13 protein-coding genes are annotated in these 13623 nt (G+C 69.2%); 3 read left to right on the top strand and 10 right to left on the bottom strand.

Translation table 11 applies throughout. The features are described 5' to 3' along the window. Positions 1–54: 54 nt before the first annotated feature. From N7640_RS11335 to ybaK, 5 genes are all read right to left on the bottom strand, one after another. Entirely contained in the window at positions 55–834 is a 780-nt protein-coding gene (locus N7640_RS11335) for a PhzF family phenazine biosynthesis protein (RefSeq protein WP_279904819.1), read from the bottom strand. Positions 835–914: 80 nt separating this feature from the next. After that, positions 915–1685, bottom strand: coding sequence for a transporter substrate-binding domain-containing protein (locus N7640_RS11340; RefSeq protein ID WP_279904820.1), 771 nt, complete (start codon positions 1683–1685; stop codon positions 915–917). Between the two features lie 41 nt (positions 1686–1726). After that, positions 1727–3214, bottom strand: coding sequence for a glycerol kinase GlpK (gene glpK / locus N7640_RS11345; RefSeq protein ID WP_279904821.1), 1488 nt, complete (start codon positions 3212–3214; stop codon positions 1727–1729). A 54-nt stretch (positions 3215–3268) separates the two neighbouring features. Next, positions 3269–4468 carry a hypothetical protein gene (locus tag N7640_RS11350; RefSeq protein ID WP_279904822.1) on the bottom strand — a complete coding sequence of 400 codons (1200 nt, stop codon included), beginning with the start codon at positions 4466–4468 and terminating at the stop codon, positions 3269–3271. Positions 4469–4500: 32 nt separating this feature from the next. Further along, positions 4501–4971 carry a Cys-tRNA(Pro) deacylase gene (ybaK, locus tag N7640_RS11355; protein WP_220815006.1) on the bottom strand — a complete coding sequence of 157 codons (471 nt, stop codon included), beginning with the start codon at positions 4969–4971 and terminating at the stop codon, positions 4501–4503. A gap of 179 nt (positions 4972–5150) precedes the next feature. Here ybaK and N7640_RS11360 point away from each other — a divergent pair, with 179 nt between their 5' ends. Further along, positions 5151–5909, top strand: a complete 759-nt coding sequence (locus N7640_RS11360) for a DeoR family transcriptional regulator (protein ID WP_279904824.1) — start codon at positions 5151–5153, stop codon at positions 5907–5909. A gap of 167 nt (positions 5910–6076) precedes the next feature. Then, positions 6077–7618 carry a glycerol-3-phosphate dehydrogenase gene (glpD, locus tag N7640_RS11365; RefSeq protein WP_279904825.1) on the top strand — a complete coding sequence of 514 codons (1542 nt, stop codon included), beginning with the start codon at positions 6077–6079 and terminating at the stop codon, positions 7616–7618. Here the strand turns inward: glpD and N7640_RS11370 are convergent. From N7640_RS11370 to N7640_RS11390, 5 genes are all read right to left on the bottom strand, one after another. Continuing rightward, positions 7615–8637, bottom strand: a complete 1023-nt coding sequence (locus tag N7640_RS11370) for an alpha/beta hydrolase (RefSeq protein ID WP_279904826.1) — start codon at positions 8635–8637, stop codon at positions 7615–7617. The genes glpD and N7640_RS11370 overlap by 4 nt on opposite strands. 346 nt (positions 8638–8983) lie before the next feature. Continuing rightward, positions 8984–9841 carry an FHA domain-containing protein gene (locus N7640_RS11375; protein WP_279904828.1) on the bottom strand — a complete coding sequence of 286 codons (858 nt, stop codon included), beginning with the start codon at positions 9839–9841 and terminating at the stop codon, positions 8984–8986. A gap of 10 nt (positions 9842–9851) precedes the next feature. Then, a complete protein-coding gene (locus N7640_RS11380; RefSeq protein WP_279904829.1) occupies positions 9852–11522 on the bottom strand; it encodes a serine/threonine-protein kinase in 1671 nt (556 codons plus the stop codon). A gap of 12 nt (positions 11523–11534) precedes the next feature. Next, positions 11535–12314, bottom strand: coding sequence for a protein phosphatase 2C domain-containing protein (locus N7640_RS11385; protein ID WP_279904830.1), 780 nt, complete (start codon positions 12312–12314; stop codon positions 11535–11537). A 93-nt stretch (positions 12315–12407) separates the two neighbouring features. Further along, a complete protein-coding gene (locus tag N7640_RS11390; RefSeq protein WP_279904831.1) occupies positions 12408–12731 on the bottom strand; it encodes a hypothetical protein in 324 nt (107 codons plus the stop codon). Positions 12732–12867: 136 nt separating this feature from the next. Here N7640_RS11390 and N7640_RS11395 point away from each other — a divergent pair, with 136 nt between their 5' ends. Continuing rightward, positions 12868–13587, top strand: a complete 720-nt coding sequence (locus N7640_RS11395; RefSeq protein WP_279904832.1) for an endonuclease I family protein — start codon at positions 12868–12870, stop codon at positions 13585–13587. Positions 13588–13623 lie beyond the last annotated feature (36 nt).

A 13623-nucleotide genomic window follows, 5' to 3' on the forward strand; every position in this document is an offset into this window, starting at 1 on the left:
GGACCGTAGGGCGGGTGAAACCCGCGCAGATCGAGAACGCGGGTTTCACCCGCCCTACAGGAACAACTTGCCGCTGGCGACCAGCACCGCATGGCCAGCGATCTTCACCCGCTCGCCCTGCAACGTGCAGTGCAGTTCGCCGCCCCGCGCCGAGCACTGGAAGGCGCTCAGCTCCGTCTTGCCGAGCTGTTCCGCCCAGTAGGGCACGAGGCCACAGTGGGTGGAACCGGTGACCGGATCCTCGTCGATGCCGATGCCCGGCGCGAAGTAGCGCGAGACGAAATCGTGCCGCTCGCCCGGCGCGGTGACGATCACGCCCAGCCCCGGCAACCGCGCCAGCGCCGCCAGGTCCGGCGTGCAGGCGCGCACCGCCGCCTCCGACTCCAGCACCGCCAGCAGCTCCTTGCCCAGGCGCACGGCCAGCACCGGCTGGCCGAGGATCGTCGCCAGTTCGCTCTCCATGGCTGCCGGTTCCATCGTCATGGCCGGGAAATCCAGCACCAGCCGACCGGCCTCGCGGGTCACCGCCAGCGCGCCGGACTGGCAGACGAAATCCAGCCGCTCGCCCGGCTCGTCATACAGGGTAAACAGCGCATGGGCGCTGGCCAGGGTGGCGTGGCCGCACAGCGGTACCTCGCAGGCCGGGGTGAACCAGCGGATTCGCCAGGCGGCGCCCTCGCGCACCACGAAGGCGGTCTCGGCCTGGTTGTGCTCGGCGGCGATGCGCTGCATCAGCGCCTCGTCCAGCCAGGCGTCCAGGCGGTAGACCACGGCCGGGTTACCGTGGAAGGGCCGGTCTGTGAAGGCGTCGATCTGGTGGAATTCGAGGGACATGCGAGGCTCCTTGTGCGTGAGTCTCCAGCATGCCGGGCACGGGCCGGCATCGCCCGATACAGTCGCCGACGATTGCGCCGTTACAGGTCCACACCGTAGGCCCGCAGCAGCGCCTCCAAGCGGCCGTCGGCGCGGTAGCGCCGCAGGCCCCGCTCGAACAGCTCGACGTAGCGCGCACTGTCCTCCCGCGCCGGGGAGAAGGCCAGGTAGATCGGCACGTCCGGCTCGCGGCAGCCGGCCTCGCGCACCTCGACCGGGCGCCCCCGCGCGGCCAGGTGCGCCTGCAGCACCCAGCTGTTCTCCAGCACGACATCGAGGCGGCCGAGGCGCAGCTTGTTCAGGTTGATCTCCAGCGCGCGGTCGCCGGCGGCCACCTGCACGTGCTGATCGTCGCGGCGATGGGCTTCGACGTAGGCGTTGATCAGCTCGCCGTAGCTGTAGTCGTTGATCACGCCGAGGCGCACACCCGGCAGCGAATCGACCCCGGTGTAGCGCCAGGTCGACGCCGGCAGCGTATAGAAGCAGTTGCGCGACAGCGCCACCGGCGTGTCGGTGAACAGGAAGTCGGGGGCGTCCTCGCGGCCGGCGCCGACCGCGGCGTTGATCTCGCCGCGGCGCACCTGTTGCAGCACCCGCGCCCAGTTGCGTGTCTCGTAGCGCACCTCGATGCCAGCCTCGGCGAAGATGTCCCGCGCCAGCTCGACGAAGATGCCCGGCCGCTCGGCATCGGCCGCGCAGTTGATCGGGCACCAGGGATCGGCGGCGATCACCAGCGTCTCGCCGCGCGCCGCCAGGGGTGCGCTCAGGCTGGCCAGCAGGGCGATCAAGGCAGGCAGGCGACTTCCAGGCATGCGACGACCTCGCGCAGGGAACCGATGCACTTGTATCACCCTCAGGCTTCGCTGCGCACCCGCTTCACCGCGTCCAGCCAGCCGGCGTAGAGGCGGTCGCGGTGGGCGCCGGCCATGCGCGGGGCGAACGGCTGCTCGCGGTGCCAGTGGCCGGCGATCTCGTCCAGGTCGCGGTACAGCCCGGCCTGCAGGCCGGCCAGGTAGGCCACGCCGAGGGCGGTGGTCTCGGTGACCACCGGACGCTCCACCGGCACGCCGAGGATGTCGGCGAGGAACTGCATGACCCAGTTGTTGACTACCATGCCGCCGTCCACGCGCAGCGCGCTGGGCTCGGCGGCGCCGTCCTGGCGCATCGCTTCGAGCAGGTCGCGGGTCTGGTAGCACACCGACTGCAGGCCGGCGGTGACGATCTCCTTGATCCCGGTGTCGCGGGTCAGGCCGAAGATGGCGCCACGCGCCTTGGGGTCCCAGTACGGCGCGCCGAGGCCGGTGAAGGCCGGCACCAGGTACACCCCGCAGGCGTCGCCGGTCTGCTCGGCCAGCGCCTCGCTGTCGCGGGCGTGGCCGATCAGCTTGATGCCGTCACGCAGCCACTGCACGGCGGCGCCGGCGACGAAGATGCTGCCCTCCACCGCGTAGGTGACCTTACCGTTCAGCCGGTAGCCGACGGTGGTCAGCAGGCGGTTGCGCGAGCGCACCGGGGTGTCGCCGGTGTTCTGGATCATGAAGCAGCCGGTACCGTAGGTGCTCTTGACCATGCCGGGGCGGAAGCAGGCCTGGCCGATCAGCGCCGCCTGCTGGTCGCCGGCCATGCCCAGCACCGGGATGGCGGCGCCGAGCAGGCCCGGCTCGGTGGTGCCGAACCCGGCGGCGCAGTCGAGCACTTCCGGCAGCAGGCTGCGCGGAATGTCGAACAGCGCCAGCAGCTCGTCGTCCCAGCGCTGCTCGTGGATGTTGAACAGCAGGGTGCGCGAGGCATTGCTGGCGTCGGTGCGGTGCGCCTTGCCGCCGGTCAGGCGCCACAGCAGGAAGCTGTCGACGGTGCCGAAGCGCAGTTCGCCGCGCGCCGCGCGCTCGCGGGCGCCGGGTACCTGGTCGAGAATCCAGCGCAGCTTGGTGGCGGAAAAATAGGGGTCGATCAGCAGGCCGGTCTTGTCCGTCACCCGCGCCTCGTGGCCGGCCGCCTTGAGCCCGGCGCAGTAATCGGCCGTGCGCCGGTCCTGCCAGACGATGGCCGGATGGATCGGCGTGCCGGTGGCCGCGTCCCACACCAGGGTGGTCTCGCGCTGGTTGGTGATGCCGATGGCCAGCACCTCCTCGGCCTTCAGGCCCTTGCTGGCCAGCGCCTCGCGGCACACCTCCAAGGTGCTCAGCCAGATTTCCTCGGCGTCGTGCTCGACCCAGCCGTCCTGCGGGAAGTACTGCTTGAACTCGCGCTGCGCGCTGGCCAGCGGCAGGCCCTGGGCGCTGAAGACGATGGCGCGGGAGCTGGTGGTGCCCTGGTCGATGGCCAGGAGGTACTGGGTCATGGCGTCTTGCTTCCTTGTTCTACTTGTAATCGGGTTGTCGGCACGGCGGCCGCCTCAGCTCCCGCCTGTCCGGGCAGGCAGCGCCAGGCCCTGGGCGAAGGCCAGCTTGATGCGGTGCTCGTCGGAATAGGCGGACATGTTCCAGCGGATTTCCTCCCCCGCCTGGAGCCGGGCGAAGGTCTTGGCGATGTTGCCGCGCCACGGTCCGGGACGGCTCGCGTAGTAGTGCTCGAAGAAGCGCTGGGCCTGTTCCCTGCTGCCGTAGAACAACATGAAGGCCATCGGCGTGGCCTCGGGCTGGCACACGCCGGTGAAGCCGGCACCATGGGCGGCCAGGTGCTCCAGTGCACGCTCTCGGTCACCGAACAGCTCGAACAGCGGCAGCAGGTATTGCGCTATCGCCTCGCGCATCTCCCGCACCGACTGTGCCAGGGAGACGCCGGAAACCTGCCAGACGATGACCCTGGCGGCCTTCTCCGGCCGACGCAGCGAGCCGAACAGCAGGTAGCCGTCGCAGTGACTATTGCCGGTGATCTCCTGCAGCCAATGTTTGAGCCGCTTGCTGGAGATGCGCACGTTCACCGTCATCTGCACGTTGGCGCGGGTGTTGTAGCGCTCCGCCTCGAACTCGACCTCGAACAGCGTATCGCGGTCGGCCGCCGCCTTCTTCCACAGCGTGCCGTGCTTGTTGGGCTTGAAGCCCTGCGCCGCCAGCACGTCGCCGACCTCGGCGCAGGCACGCAGGAACTGCGCCTTCGGGTCGAGCGTGCGATTGGCATCGTCCTCGCGCCAGGCGCGCCACTGGGCGAGGCGCTGGTCGAGCATCGCCCGCACCCGCTCGAAGTTCTCCCAGGTGTTCTCGACGTGGTAGGTGCTCTCGTACTCGAAGCCGTGCGCCTCGGCGTGGCGGTTGAACAAATCGCAGTAGTCGCCCAGGTAGTCGCCGTGCTGGCGGGCGAACGGCGATTCGTCGCCCGTGTTGTAGTAGTCGATGGCGAAGGCGTTGCCTTCCTCGTTCAGATCCTCGTCCCAGAACTTGCTGTCACAGGCCCGCAACAGGAACTCCAGGCCGGTGATCTCGCGCCGCTGCAGCGCAGCCAGCAGGTCTGCCGAGTCCTCGCGGTGAACCTCTCCCGCCATGCCCTGGCCGAAGGCCCAGGCCAGGAACATGCCGATATGGATGCCGCCGTTCTCCTCCGGCAGGCCCGCCGGATAGTCGCCGCCGGAATGCCAGTCGATCCTGTCGTACGCCATGCTGTCCTCCTTCCCTGGTGGTGATCGGCCGCTCAGGGCCGGCCGATGTCGGCGAAGCTCGCCTGGGTGTGCTGGGCCAGCACCTCGGCTGCCAGCTCCACCTCCAGGCCGCGTCGGCCGGCGCTGACGTGGATGGTCGGGTAGCGCCGGGCGCTCTCGTCGATGAAGGTGCGCAGGCGCTTCTTCTGCCCCAGCGGGCTGATGCCGCCCACCAGGTAGCCGGTGCTGCGCTGGGCCTGCTGTGGATCGGCCATGTCGGCCTTCTTGGCGCCGGCGGCGTGGGCCAGAGCCTTGAGGTCGAGGCTGCCGGCCACCGGCACCACCGCCACCAGCAGCTCGCCCTTCTCGGTGGCGGCGAGCAGCGTCTTGAACACCTGCGCCGGGTCCAGGCCGAGCTTCTCGGCGGCCTCCAGGCCATAGGAGGCAGACTTGGGGTCGTGATGGTAGCTGTGCACCTTGTGCTCGGCCTTGGCCTTTTTCAGCAGATCGATGGCGGGCGTCATGTTCGAATGTGAAAATCCCAGTCGGAATTCGCGTACCTTAGCGGAAAAAACCGCCGGGAGCAGTTTTTAACCTCGCCCGGCGACGGCCCGCAAGAGTGGCTGCCATGGATGGCTGGCATGACGGTCGCCTGCGGCCGGCAGCTCGCTATAATCGCCCGACCCACGCCGAAGGACAGCCCATGAGCCTCCCGCCCCGCCAGCAGAGCATCCTCGAACGCGCCCGCGAGCGCGGCTACGTCAGCATCGACGAGCTGGCCCAGGCCTTCGCCGTGACCCCGCAGACCATCCGCCGCGACATCAACCAGCTCGCCGAACAAGGGCTGTTGCGCCGCACCCACGGCGGCGCGGCGAGCGAGGCATCGAGCATCCAGAACACCGCCTACGCCATGCGCGCCGGGCAGATGCGCGACGAAAAGCAGCGCATCGCCGAGGCCGTCGCCGCAGCCATCCCCGACCATGCCTCGCTGTTCATCAATATCGGCACCACCACCGAGGCCATCGCCCGCGCGCTGCTCGGGCACAAGCACCTCAAGGTGATCACCAACAACCTGCACGTGGCCGCCACCCTGGCCGACAAGGCCGACTTCGAGGTGCTGGTGGCCGGCGGCAGCGTGCGCGCCGACGGCGGCGTGGTGGGCCAGACGGCGGTGGACTTCATCCAGCAGTTCAAGGTCGACTTCGCCGTGGTCGGCATCAGCGGCATCGACGAGGACGGCAGCCTGCTGGACTTCGACTACCAGGAAGTGCGCGTCTCCCAGGCGATCATCGACAACGCCCGGCAGGTGCTGCTGGCCGCCGACTCCAGCAAGTTCGGGCGCAACGCGGTGGTGCGCCTGGGCGCCATCGCCCTGGTCGACCACCTCTACACCGACGCCCCGCCCGCCCCCGCCATCGCCCAGCTGCTGGCCGAGCAGCAGATCCGCCTGCATATCGTCTGAACATAGGGCGGGCGCAACCCGCGCGGCCCCTGCCTCCGATGCACATGCGGGTTGCACCCGCCCTACTCCCACTTGCCGACGTCCGGGCTGGCGCAAGCGCGCTCGTTCGGCTAGGCTATTTTCGGAAACGAATATTTAATTTCGAATTCAAACAAAGGTGCCTCGCCATGCCGCACAGCCAGACGCCCCCCATCGCCGAAATCTACGACCTGGCCGTGGTCGGCGGCGGCATCAACGGCGCCGGCATCGCCGCCGACGCGGCCGGGCGCGGCCTGTCGGTGTTCCTCTGCGAACGCGACGACCTGGCCAGCCACACCTCGTCGGCCAGCAGCAAGCTGATCCACGGCGGCCTGCGCTACCTGGAACACCACGAATTCCGCCTGGTGCGCGAGGCGCTGGCCGAGCGCGAGGTACTGCTGGCCAAGGCGCCGCACATCGTCAAGCCGATGCGCTTCATCCTGCCGCACCGTCCGCACCTGCGCCCCGCCTGGATGATTCGCGCCGGCCTGTTCCTCTACGACCACCTGGGCAAGCGCGAGAAGCTGGCGGGCTCCCACGGCGTGCGCTTCGGCGCCGGCAGCCCGCTGCGCGCGGAGATGGTGCGCGGTTTCGAATATTCCGACTGCTGGGTCGACGACGCCCGTCTGGTGGTGCTCAACGCCATGGCTGCCCGCGAACGGCGTGCCCACATCCACACCCGCACCCGCTGCGTCAGCGCCCGGCGCAGCAAGGGCCTGTGGCACCTGCACCTGGAGCGCGCCGACGGCAGCCTGTTCTCGATCCGCGCGCGCGCCCTGGTCAACGCCGCCGGCCCCTGGGTGGCCCGCTTCCTCGGCGAGGACCTGAAGCAGAAGGCGCCCTACGGCATCCGCCTGATCCAGGGCAGCCACATCGTGGTGCCGCGCCTGCATGACCAGGACAAGGCCTACATCCTGCAGAACGAGGACCAGCGCATCGTCTTCGTCATCCCCTGGCTGGAGCGTTTCAGCCTGATCGGCACCACCGACCGCGAATTCACTGGCGACCCGGCGCGGGTGACGATCAGCGACGAGGAGACCGACTACCTGCTGGCCGTGGTCAACGCCCACTTCAAGCGCCAGCTGGGCCGCACCGACATCCTGCACAGTTACTCCGGCGTGCGCCCGCTGTGCGACGACGAATCCGACATGCCCTCGGCGATCACCCGCGACTACACCCTGTCGCTGGCCGGCGCCCCCGGCGAGGCGCCGCTGCTGTCGGTGTTCGGCGGCAAGCTGACCACCTACCGCAAGCTCGCCGAGTCGGCCATGGCCCTGCTGGCGCCGACCTTCCCCCGCCTCGGCCCGGCCTGGACCGCCCAGGCGCCGCTGCCCGGCGGCGAGGATATGACCAGCCGCGAGGCGCTGGCGGAGCAACTGGTCACCCGCTTCGGCTGGCTCGACCGCGACCTGGCCCGGCGCTGGACCGCCACCTACGGTAGCCGCGCCTGGCGCCTGCTGGAAGGCGTGCGCCAGCAAGGCGACCTGGGCGAGCACCTGGGCGCCGGCCTCTACACCCGCGAAGTGGACTATCTGCGCCGCGAGGAATGGGCGCAGGAGGCCGAGGACATCCTCTGGCGTCGCACCAAGCTCGGCCTGTTCATGACACCCGGCCAGCAGGCGCGCCTGCGCGACTACCTGCACGGCAGCCAGCCGGCGCCGCAGCCGGTCATCCAGGCCGCTTCGCTCTAGAGGCTCGATGCCGCCGGGCTGTACGGTTCCAGGTGGGCCAGTTGGGTGTCGTCCAGGCGATGTGCCTGCAGGTGCGGCAGCACGGCGGCCAGCAACGGTTCGCGGAAGGCGCTCTGGAAGCGGTGTGCCAGTCCCGGGATCAGGCGCAGCTGGCTGCCACGGATATGTGCGGCCACGTGCACCCCGTGCATCACCGGCAGCAGCGGATCGGCCGTGCCATGCACCACCAGGGTCGGCACCCGCAGGCGGTTGAGCATCTCCACCCGGCTCGGCTCGGCGAGAATCGCCAGGATCTGCCGCTGCACACCCTGCGGATTGAAGGCGCGGTCGTAGCTGCGCTCGGCCTCGTGCAGCAACTGGATGCGCTCCACCGGCTGGCCGGGGCTGCCAAGGGCGGCCAGCAGATCGGCCTGCTGCTCGATGGCGGCCTGCCGGCTCGGTGCCTCGCGCCGCGCCAGTTGCGTCAGCAGTTCGGCGCTGGGTGGCGGCAGGCCGGGCGCGCCGGAGCTGGTCATCACCAGGGTCAGGCTCTCCACCCGCTGCGGCGCGAGGTCGGCCATGTGCTGAGCGATCATCCCGCCCATGCTGGCGCCAAGCACGTGGAAGCGGCGCACGCCCAGCTCGTCCATCAGGCCGAGGGCGTCACCCGCCATGTCGCGCAGCGAATAGGGCGCGGTGGCTCCCAGGCCAAGCTGGAAGCGCAATACCTCGTAGCCCAGATTGGCGGGCGGCGGCTCATGGCGCCAGGTCGACAGGCCGACGTCGCGGTTGTCGAAGCGGATCACCCGGAAACCCTGCTGGCAGAGGCGCTCGACCACCTCGTCCGGCCAGTGGATCAGTTGCCCGCCCAGGCCCATCACCAGCAGCAGGGCTGGATCGCTGTCGCGGCCGATGCTCTGGTAGACCAGGCGCACGTCGCCCACGTCCGCCGTGGCGGCCGGCACCTGCACATCGCATTTCGCGGCCGCAAAGGACGGCCAGCCACACAAGAGTGCGGCGAATAGAAGCCACGCACGCATCGGAAACACCCAGAACGCAGAACCCCAGTAGGACGCAAGTTTGCTGACGTTCAAGGGTTCCCGCTGCCACAGTTCGATGACAGTTTGATGAAGAATGCCGAGCGGTAGTGACCCGGGCCGGATTCAGATCCTGTTCACGGTCCTCTGGATCAAGGCCCTCTATCTGGGCACTGCAGCTGCCTGCCCCTGGATTCCCGCCTACGCGGGAATGACGGCTCCGGAAGAAACCCTCACCCCAGCCTCGTCATCCCCGCGCAGGCGGGGATCCAGAAGGGGGCGCTACCACACGTAACGGAGCCGTTTTTAACGCTGTGTGGCCGACAGCCAGAAGATCGTGAACAGGCTCTCAGAGCAGGAAGGCGGCGGCCAACCCTCCACCCACCGCCAGCACCAGGAGCATCAGGCCGATGCCCAGCGCCGCGCCGCCGCTCTTGGCTGCTACCGGAGGCGGCGCGGCCTGGGCGCGGGCGGCGGCGTGCAGCGGGTTGACGGTCCCCTGGGCGCTCCTGGGGGTCGACCGGGGCATGGGCCGGGGCAGATCGACGGCACGCACGAACACGGTGGCGTCCTCGCCGACCTCCTCTTCCGCCTCCCGGGCCTCGACCCTGGGGCCGATCACCAGCAACACCACCGAGCCCATGCGCACCTGATCGCCGGGCTCGAGCACCGCGCCGCTGGTTTTCTCGCCGTTGACCGTCAGCCCGTTGGCGGAGGCCAGGTCCTTGACCTCCAGGCCATCATCGCGCAGGAAGAACTCGCAGTGGCGGCGCGACAGCTGGGCATCACTGAAGCACAGCTCGCACTTCACCGAGCGGCCGAAGGTCATCGAGCCGCTGATGTGGAACTTGCGCCCCTCGTGCTCACCCTGGATCACCTGCAGGAACCAGCGCTGGCCGACCTCGGCACGGGCGCCGGCCTTGCCCGGGTCGACCAGCAGCAGCTCGACGTCACCCAGACGCACCCGGTCGTCCGAGCGCAGCTGGTAGCGGCTGGCAACGCGCTCGTCATTGACGAAGGTGCCCTGCTCGCTCTCGCAGTCGCTGATGTAGTAGAGGCCGCCCTCCTGGCGGATCTCGGCGTGGAAGGCGCTGATGCCGGGGTCTTCCAGCACCAGGTCGTTGCGCCGGTCGCGGCCCAGGGTGAAACGCTCCTCGACCAGCCAGACGGGGGCCTGGCGGCTGTCCTTGAAATGCAGTTTGAGCATGGATGCGTTCCTACTGACCGAAGAGGTTGTTCCAGACACGTTTGATCGGGTTGCTGTCGTGTTCGCGCTCGACCTTGGCGGCCGCGGCGCGGGTGCTGGCGACACGGGCCTCGTCAAGCAGCCGCTGGTGCTCGCCGCGCATGCGCAGCAGCTCGGTGTTCTGCGGCTCGGCCTCCAGGCCCCGCTCGATCATCGCCAGCGCGCCGGGGAAGTCGCTACGTCGGTAGGCGCTGCCGGCCAGTTCGCGGTAGCGCAGGGCCACCCGGTTGAGCCCGGCCAGGGCCTCGGCGTTGTCCGGCGACCAGCCGAGCACCTGGCGGAAGTAGTGCACCGCGCTGTCGCCCTCCGGCAGCAGCAGGCGCTTGTCGGCGATGCTCTGCTCCGCCAGCGCCAGGGAGCGGGCGATACGCGCCGCCAGCAGCCGCTGCAGGCCCTCGAGCGCCCCGGCGTGCTGCGGGTCGATGGCCAGGACCTGGCGATAGTAGAAGTCGGCGTTGTCCTCGGCGGGCTCGGTCAGCAGGCCCTCGGCCAGGCGCTGGTCGGCCTGGACCAGCAGCGCGCCGATGCGCGACTCGCGGATGCGCCGCAGGCCATTCAGCGCCTCGCCATTCTGCTCGTCGAGCGCCAGCACCCGGTTGAAGTAGTGCTCGGCGCTGTCCCCCTCCGGTTCGACCAGATGGCCGCTGGCGAAGCGCTGCTCGGCCTCGTCCAGCAGGGCCTGGAGTTCCCGGCGCTCCTTGAGGTACAGGCCGGCGAAGGTCAGGGTGCCGATCAGCACCAGCACGCTCAACGTCGCCAGCAGCGGCATGGCAGACCGGCGGCGGCGCGGCGCGGGCGCCCCCGTGACCGGCGCCGCGGGGCGTATCTGGGTCTGCTCCAGGTCGCTCAGCTCCACCTCGTCCAGCGCGGCCAGCAGGGCGCGGCAGTCGGCGAAGCGCTGGTCCGGGCTCTTCGCCAGCATGCGCGCCAGCACGCCACGGAAGGCGCCTAGGCTGTCCGCCAGCGGCGGCTCCATCTGCACGTGATTGACCACCGTCTGGGTGTAGTTGCCGCCACGGAAGGGATTGCTGCCGGTCAGCATCTCCAGAAGGATCACGCCCAGGCTGTAGATGTCGCTGCGCGCGTCCAGCGGCTGGCACTGGGCCTGCTCCGGGCTGCTGTAGGCCGGGCTGCCGACGGCGACGCCGAACTGGGTCAGCTCGCTGTCGATGTCCAGGTCCTTGGCCACGCCGAAGTCGGTGAGCACGGCGGTTCCGTCGGCGCGGAACAGCACGTTGGCCGGCTTCACGTCGCGGTGCACCATGCCCTTGTCGTGGACCACGGCCAGGCCGCTGGCGATCTGCCTGACGACCTCCAGCGCGCGCTCGGGGGCGAACAGCTCGCCCTTGTGCCGCGCCAGGTCGCCGCCCGGCAGGAACTCCATGGCCAGGTAGTGGCGGCCATCGGCGAGGCGGTCGATGTCGTGGATGGTGATGATGGAGGGGTGGTTGAGCGAGGCGACCATGTGCGCCTCTCTGACGAAGCGCTGGCTGAAGGCTTCGTCCTCGGCGCGGCGCAGCACCTTGATCGCCACCTTGCGGCTCAGCGATTCCTGGGTGGCCAGGAAAATCTCGGCCATGCCGCCCTTGCCCAGTTGTCCATGCACCCGGTAGCCGGGAATCTCAAGCAGAGTGGTGGCCATGATGTCGATCGTTCAGTGCTTGCGGGAGTGGAGCCACCGGCTGAGGAAATTGCGCGGCTTGGCGTCGATCTTCGTCGATTCGGGCAGGCTGTGGCCCAGGACGATGCAGGAGATATTGTCCTTGCCGCCCAGCCGGTTTGCCAGCCCTATCAGTTGCTCGACCAGCTCGTCGAGGGTCGCCGCACCAGCACAGACCTCCTCGATCTGGCCGTCGTTCAACTCGCCGGTCAGGCCATCGCTGCACAGCAGCAGCAATTCACCGGGCGCCAGGCGCCCTTGCACCCTGCCGACCTCGAGGAACTCCTCGCTCAGCCCCAGGCACTGGGTAACGATATTGCGCCGCGGATGCTGGCGGGCCTCCTCGACGCTCAGCTCGCCGGCGTCGATCATCGCCTGCACCCAGCTGTGGTCGCGGGTCAGGCGGGCGATCCCGTCCAGAGTGACGAGGTAGGCGCGGCTGTCACCGATCCAGGCCACCTCGAAGTCGGCGCCGACGAAACGGGCGGCGACGACGGTGCTGCCCATGCGCCGGCCACCGTTGTCCCTGCCCGCGTCGAGGACCGCCTGGTTGGCGGCGTGGATCGCGGCCTCGAGATCGTCGCCGGCGGCAACCGCCGCGCGCAGGGTGTCCAGCGCCAGCGCGCTGGCCACCTCGCCGAACTGGTGCCCGCCCATGCCGTCGGCCACCGCCCACAGGCCGAACTCGGGGAGACAGAGCACGGCATCCTCGTTGTGCCCGCGCACCCGCCCCGTCACGCTCTGCGCCGCGAACCCCAGGAACTGCATCGACATGACAGTCGCTCACCCTCCGAAATGCATTGCCGCGCATGATGCTGGGCCGGGCCGGCGCTGTCAGCCCGAAGCGCTCGAAGTGTTAAGCAGTCATCAGCGTTCGCGGCGTATCTCATAACCGCGCTGCCCCGGATAGCGCTGCACCTCCAGCCCGCCCGGGTACTCGACGCTCTGGCGGATGCCGCCGCTCTGACGCACGGCGGAACCGCCACGTATCTCCACCTGGCTGCGGCCGTAGCCCAGCCCCGGCACGGCGTGGCCGCCGTAGAGCGGATAGCTCTGGCTGCGGCTGTAGGTGCTGACGCTGCCACTGGCGCCGGGGCTGACGTATTCGATGGGGATCGGCCAGTATATCGGCTCGGCGGCCAGCACCGCTCCGCTCAGGGCGCCGGTCAGCAGCAGTACGACGATCCGCATGGGAAACCTCCACCTCTTCGATCAGCCGATGCTACGCCCCAAGGCACGGGCTGCGAAGCCTGGCCAGCACCGCGCCACGATTGGCAAGCGGAGCGGCGCCGCTATCATGCGGCGCTTTTTTCGGGATGCCATCTCCATGCCCTGGCGCTGTGCCCTGCTGTTGCTCTGCTGTATCTCCCTGCCCTCCCACGCCGCGCCGCCACGCACCTTCGCCGAGGCGAAGAAGATCGCCTGGCAACTCTATGCCCCGCAGTCGGTGGAGTTCTATTGCGGCTGCCGCTACAGCGGCAACCGGATCGACCTGAGAAGCTGCGGCTACACGCCCCGCAAGAACCCGCAGCGCGCCGCACGCATCGAATGGGAGCACCTGGTGCCGGCCTGGGTCATAGGCCACCAGCGACGCTGCTGGAAGCAGGGCGGGAGGCAGCATTGCGCGCACAGCGACGACACCTTCCGCCGCGCCGAGGCCGACCTGTTCAACCTGGTACCCAGCATCGGCGAGATCAATGGCGACCGCAGCAACTTCCCCTTCGCCTGGCTGCCGCAGAAGCCCCACCAGTACGGGACCTGCCCGATGGTGGTCGACTTCAAGGCCGGCAAGGCCATGCCCCGCCCGGAAGTACGCGGCATGATCGCCCGCACCTACCTCTACATGAGCCAGCGCTACGGCCTGCGTCTGTCACGGCAGGAACGCCAGCTGTTCGACGTGTGGAACCGGCACTATCCGGCCAAGCCCTGGGAGCGCCAGCGCAACCAGCGCATCGCCTGCGTCATGGGCTGGAGCAACCCCTTCGTCGAAGAAGCGGACCTGCGCGCCTGCCCCGGACCATTTAACGGAAAAGGCAGAAAAGATTAGATAAATGGACGTTTTACCTGTAGGGTGGCGGGACTG

Source organism: Pseudomonas sp. GD04015, from assembly GCF_029837675.1.
GTDB lineage: Bacteria > Pseudomonadota > Gammaproteobacteria > Pseudomonadales > Pseudomonadaceae > Aquipseudomonas > Aquipseudomonas paralcaligenes.

What these genes read in the sequence shown, in the direction of transcription:
- N7640_RS11380 (WP_279904829.1), bottom strand. Translation starts at nt 11,522, where the DNA reads ATGGCCACCACTCTGCTTGAGATTCCCGGCTACCGGGTGCATGGACAA.
- glpK (WP_279904821.1), bottom strand. Translation starts at nt 3,214, where the DNA reads ATGACCCAGTACCTCCTGGCCATCGACCAGGGCACCACCAGCTCCCGC.
- glpD (WP_279904825.1), top strand. Translation starts at nt 6,077, where the DNA reads ATGCCGCACAGCCAGACGCCCCCCATCGCCGAAATCTACGACCTGGCC.
- N7640_RS11340 (WP_279904820.1), bottom strand. Translation starts at nt 1,685, where the DNA reads ATGCCTGGAAGTCGCCTGCCTGCCTTGATCGCCCTGCTGGCCAGCCTG.
- N7640_RS11360 (WP_279904824.1), top strand. Translation starts at nt 5,151, where the DNA reads ATGAGCCTCCCGCCCCGCCAGCAGAGCATCCTCGAACGCGCCCGCGAG.
- N7640_RS11395 (WP_279904832.1), top strand. Translation starts at nt 12,868, where the DNA reads ATGCCCTGGCGCTGTGCCCTGCTGTTGCTCTGCTGTATCTCCCTGCCC.
- N7640_RS11370 (WP_279904826.1), bottom strand. Translation starts at nt 8,637, where the DNA reads ATGCGTGCGTGGCTTCTATTCGCCGCACTCTTGTGTGGCTGGCCGTCC.
- N7640_RS11390 (WP_279904831.1), bottom strand. Translation starts at nt 12,731, where the DNA reads ATGCGGATCGTCGTACTGCTGCTGACCGGCGCCCTGAGCGGAGCGGTG.
- N7640_RS11350 (WP_279904822.1), bottom strand. Translation starts at nt 4,468, where the DNA reads ATGGCGTACGACAGGATCGACTGGCATTCCGGCGGCGACTATCCGGCG.
- N7640_RS11375 (WP_279904828.1), bottom strand. Translation starts at nt 9,841, where the DNA reads ATGCTCAAACTGCATTTCAAGGACAGCCGCCAGGCCCCCGTCTGGCTG.
- N7640_RS11335 (WP_279904819.1), bottom strand. Translation starts at nt 834, where the DNA reads ATGTCCCTCGAATTCCACCAGATCGACGCCTTCACAGACCGGCCCTTC.
- N7640_RS11385 (WP_279904830.1), bottom strand. Translation starts at nt 12,314, where the DNA reads ATGTCGATGCAGTTCCTGGGGTTCGCGGCGCAGAGCGTGACGGGGCGG.
- ybaK (WP_220815006.1), bottom strand. Translation starts at nt 4,971, where the DNA reads ATGACGCCCGCCATCGATCTGCTGAAAAAGGCCAAGGCCGAGCACAAG.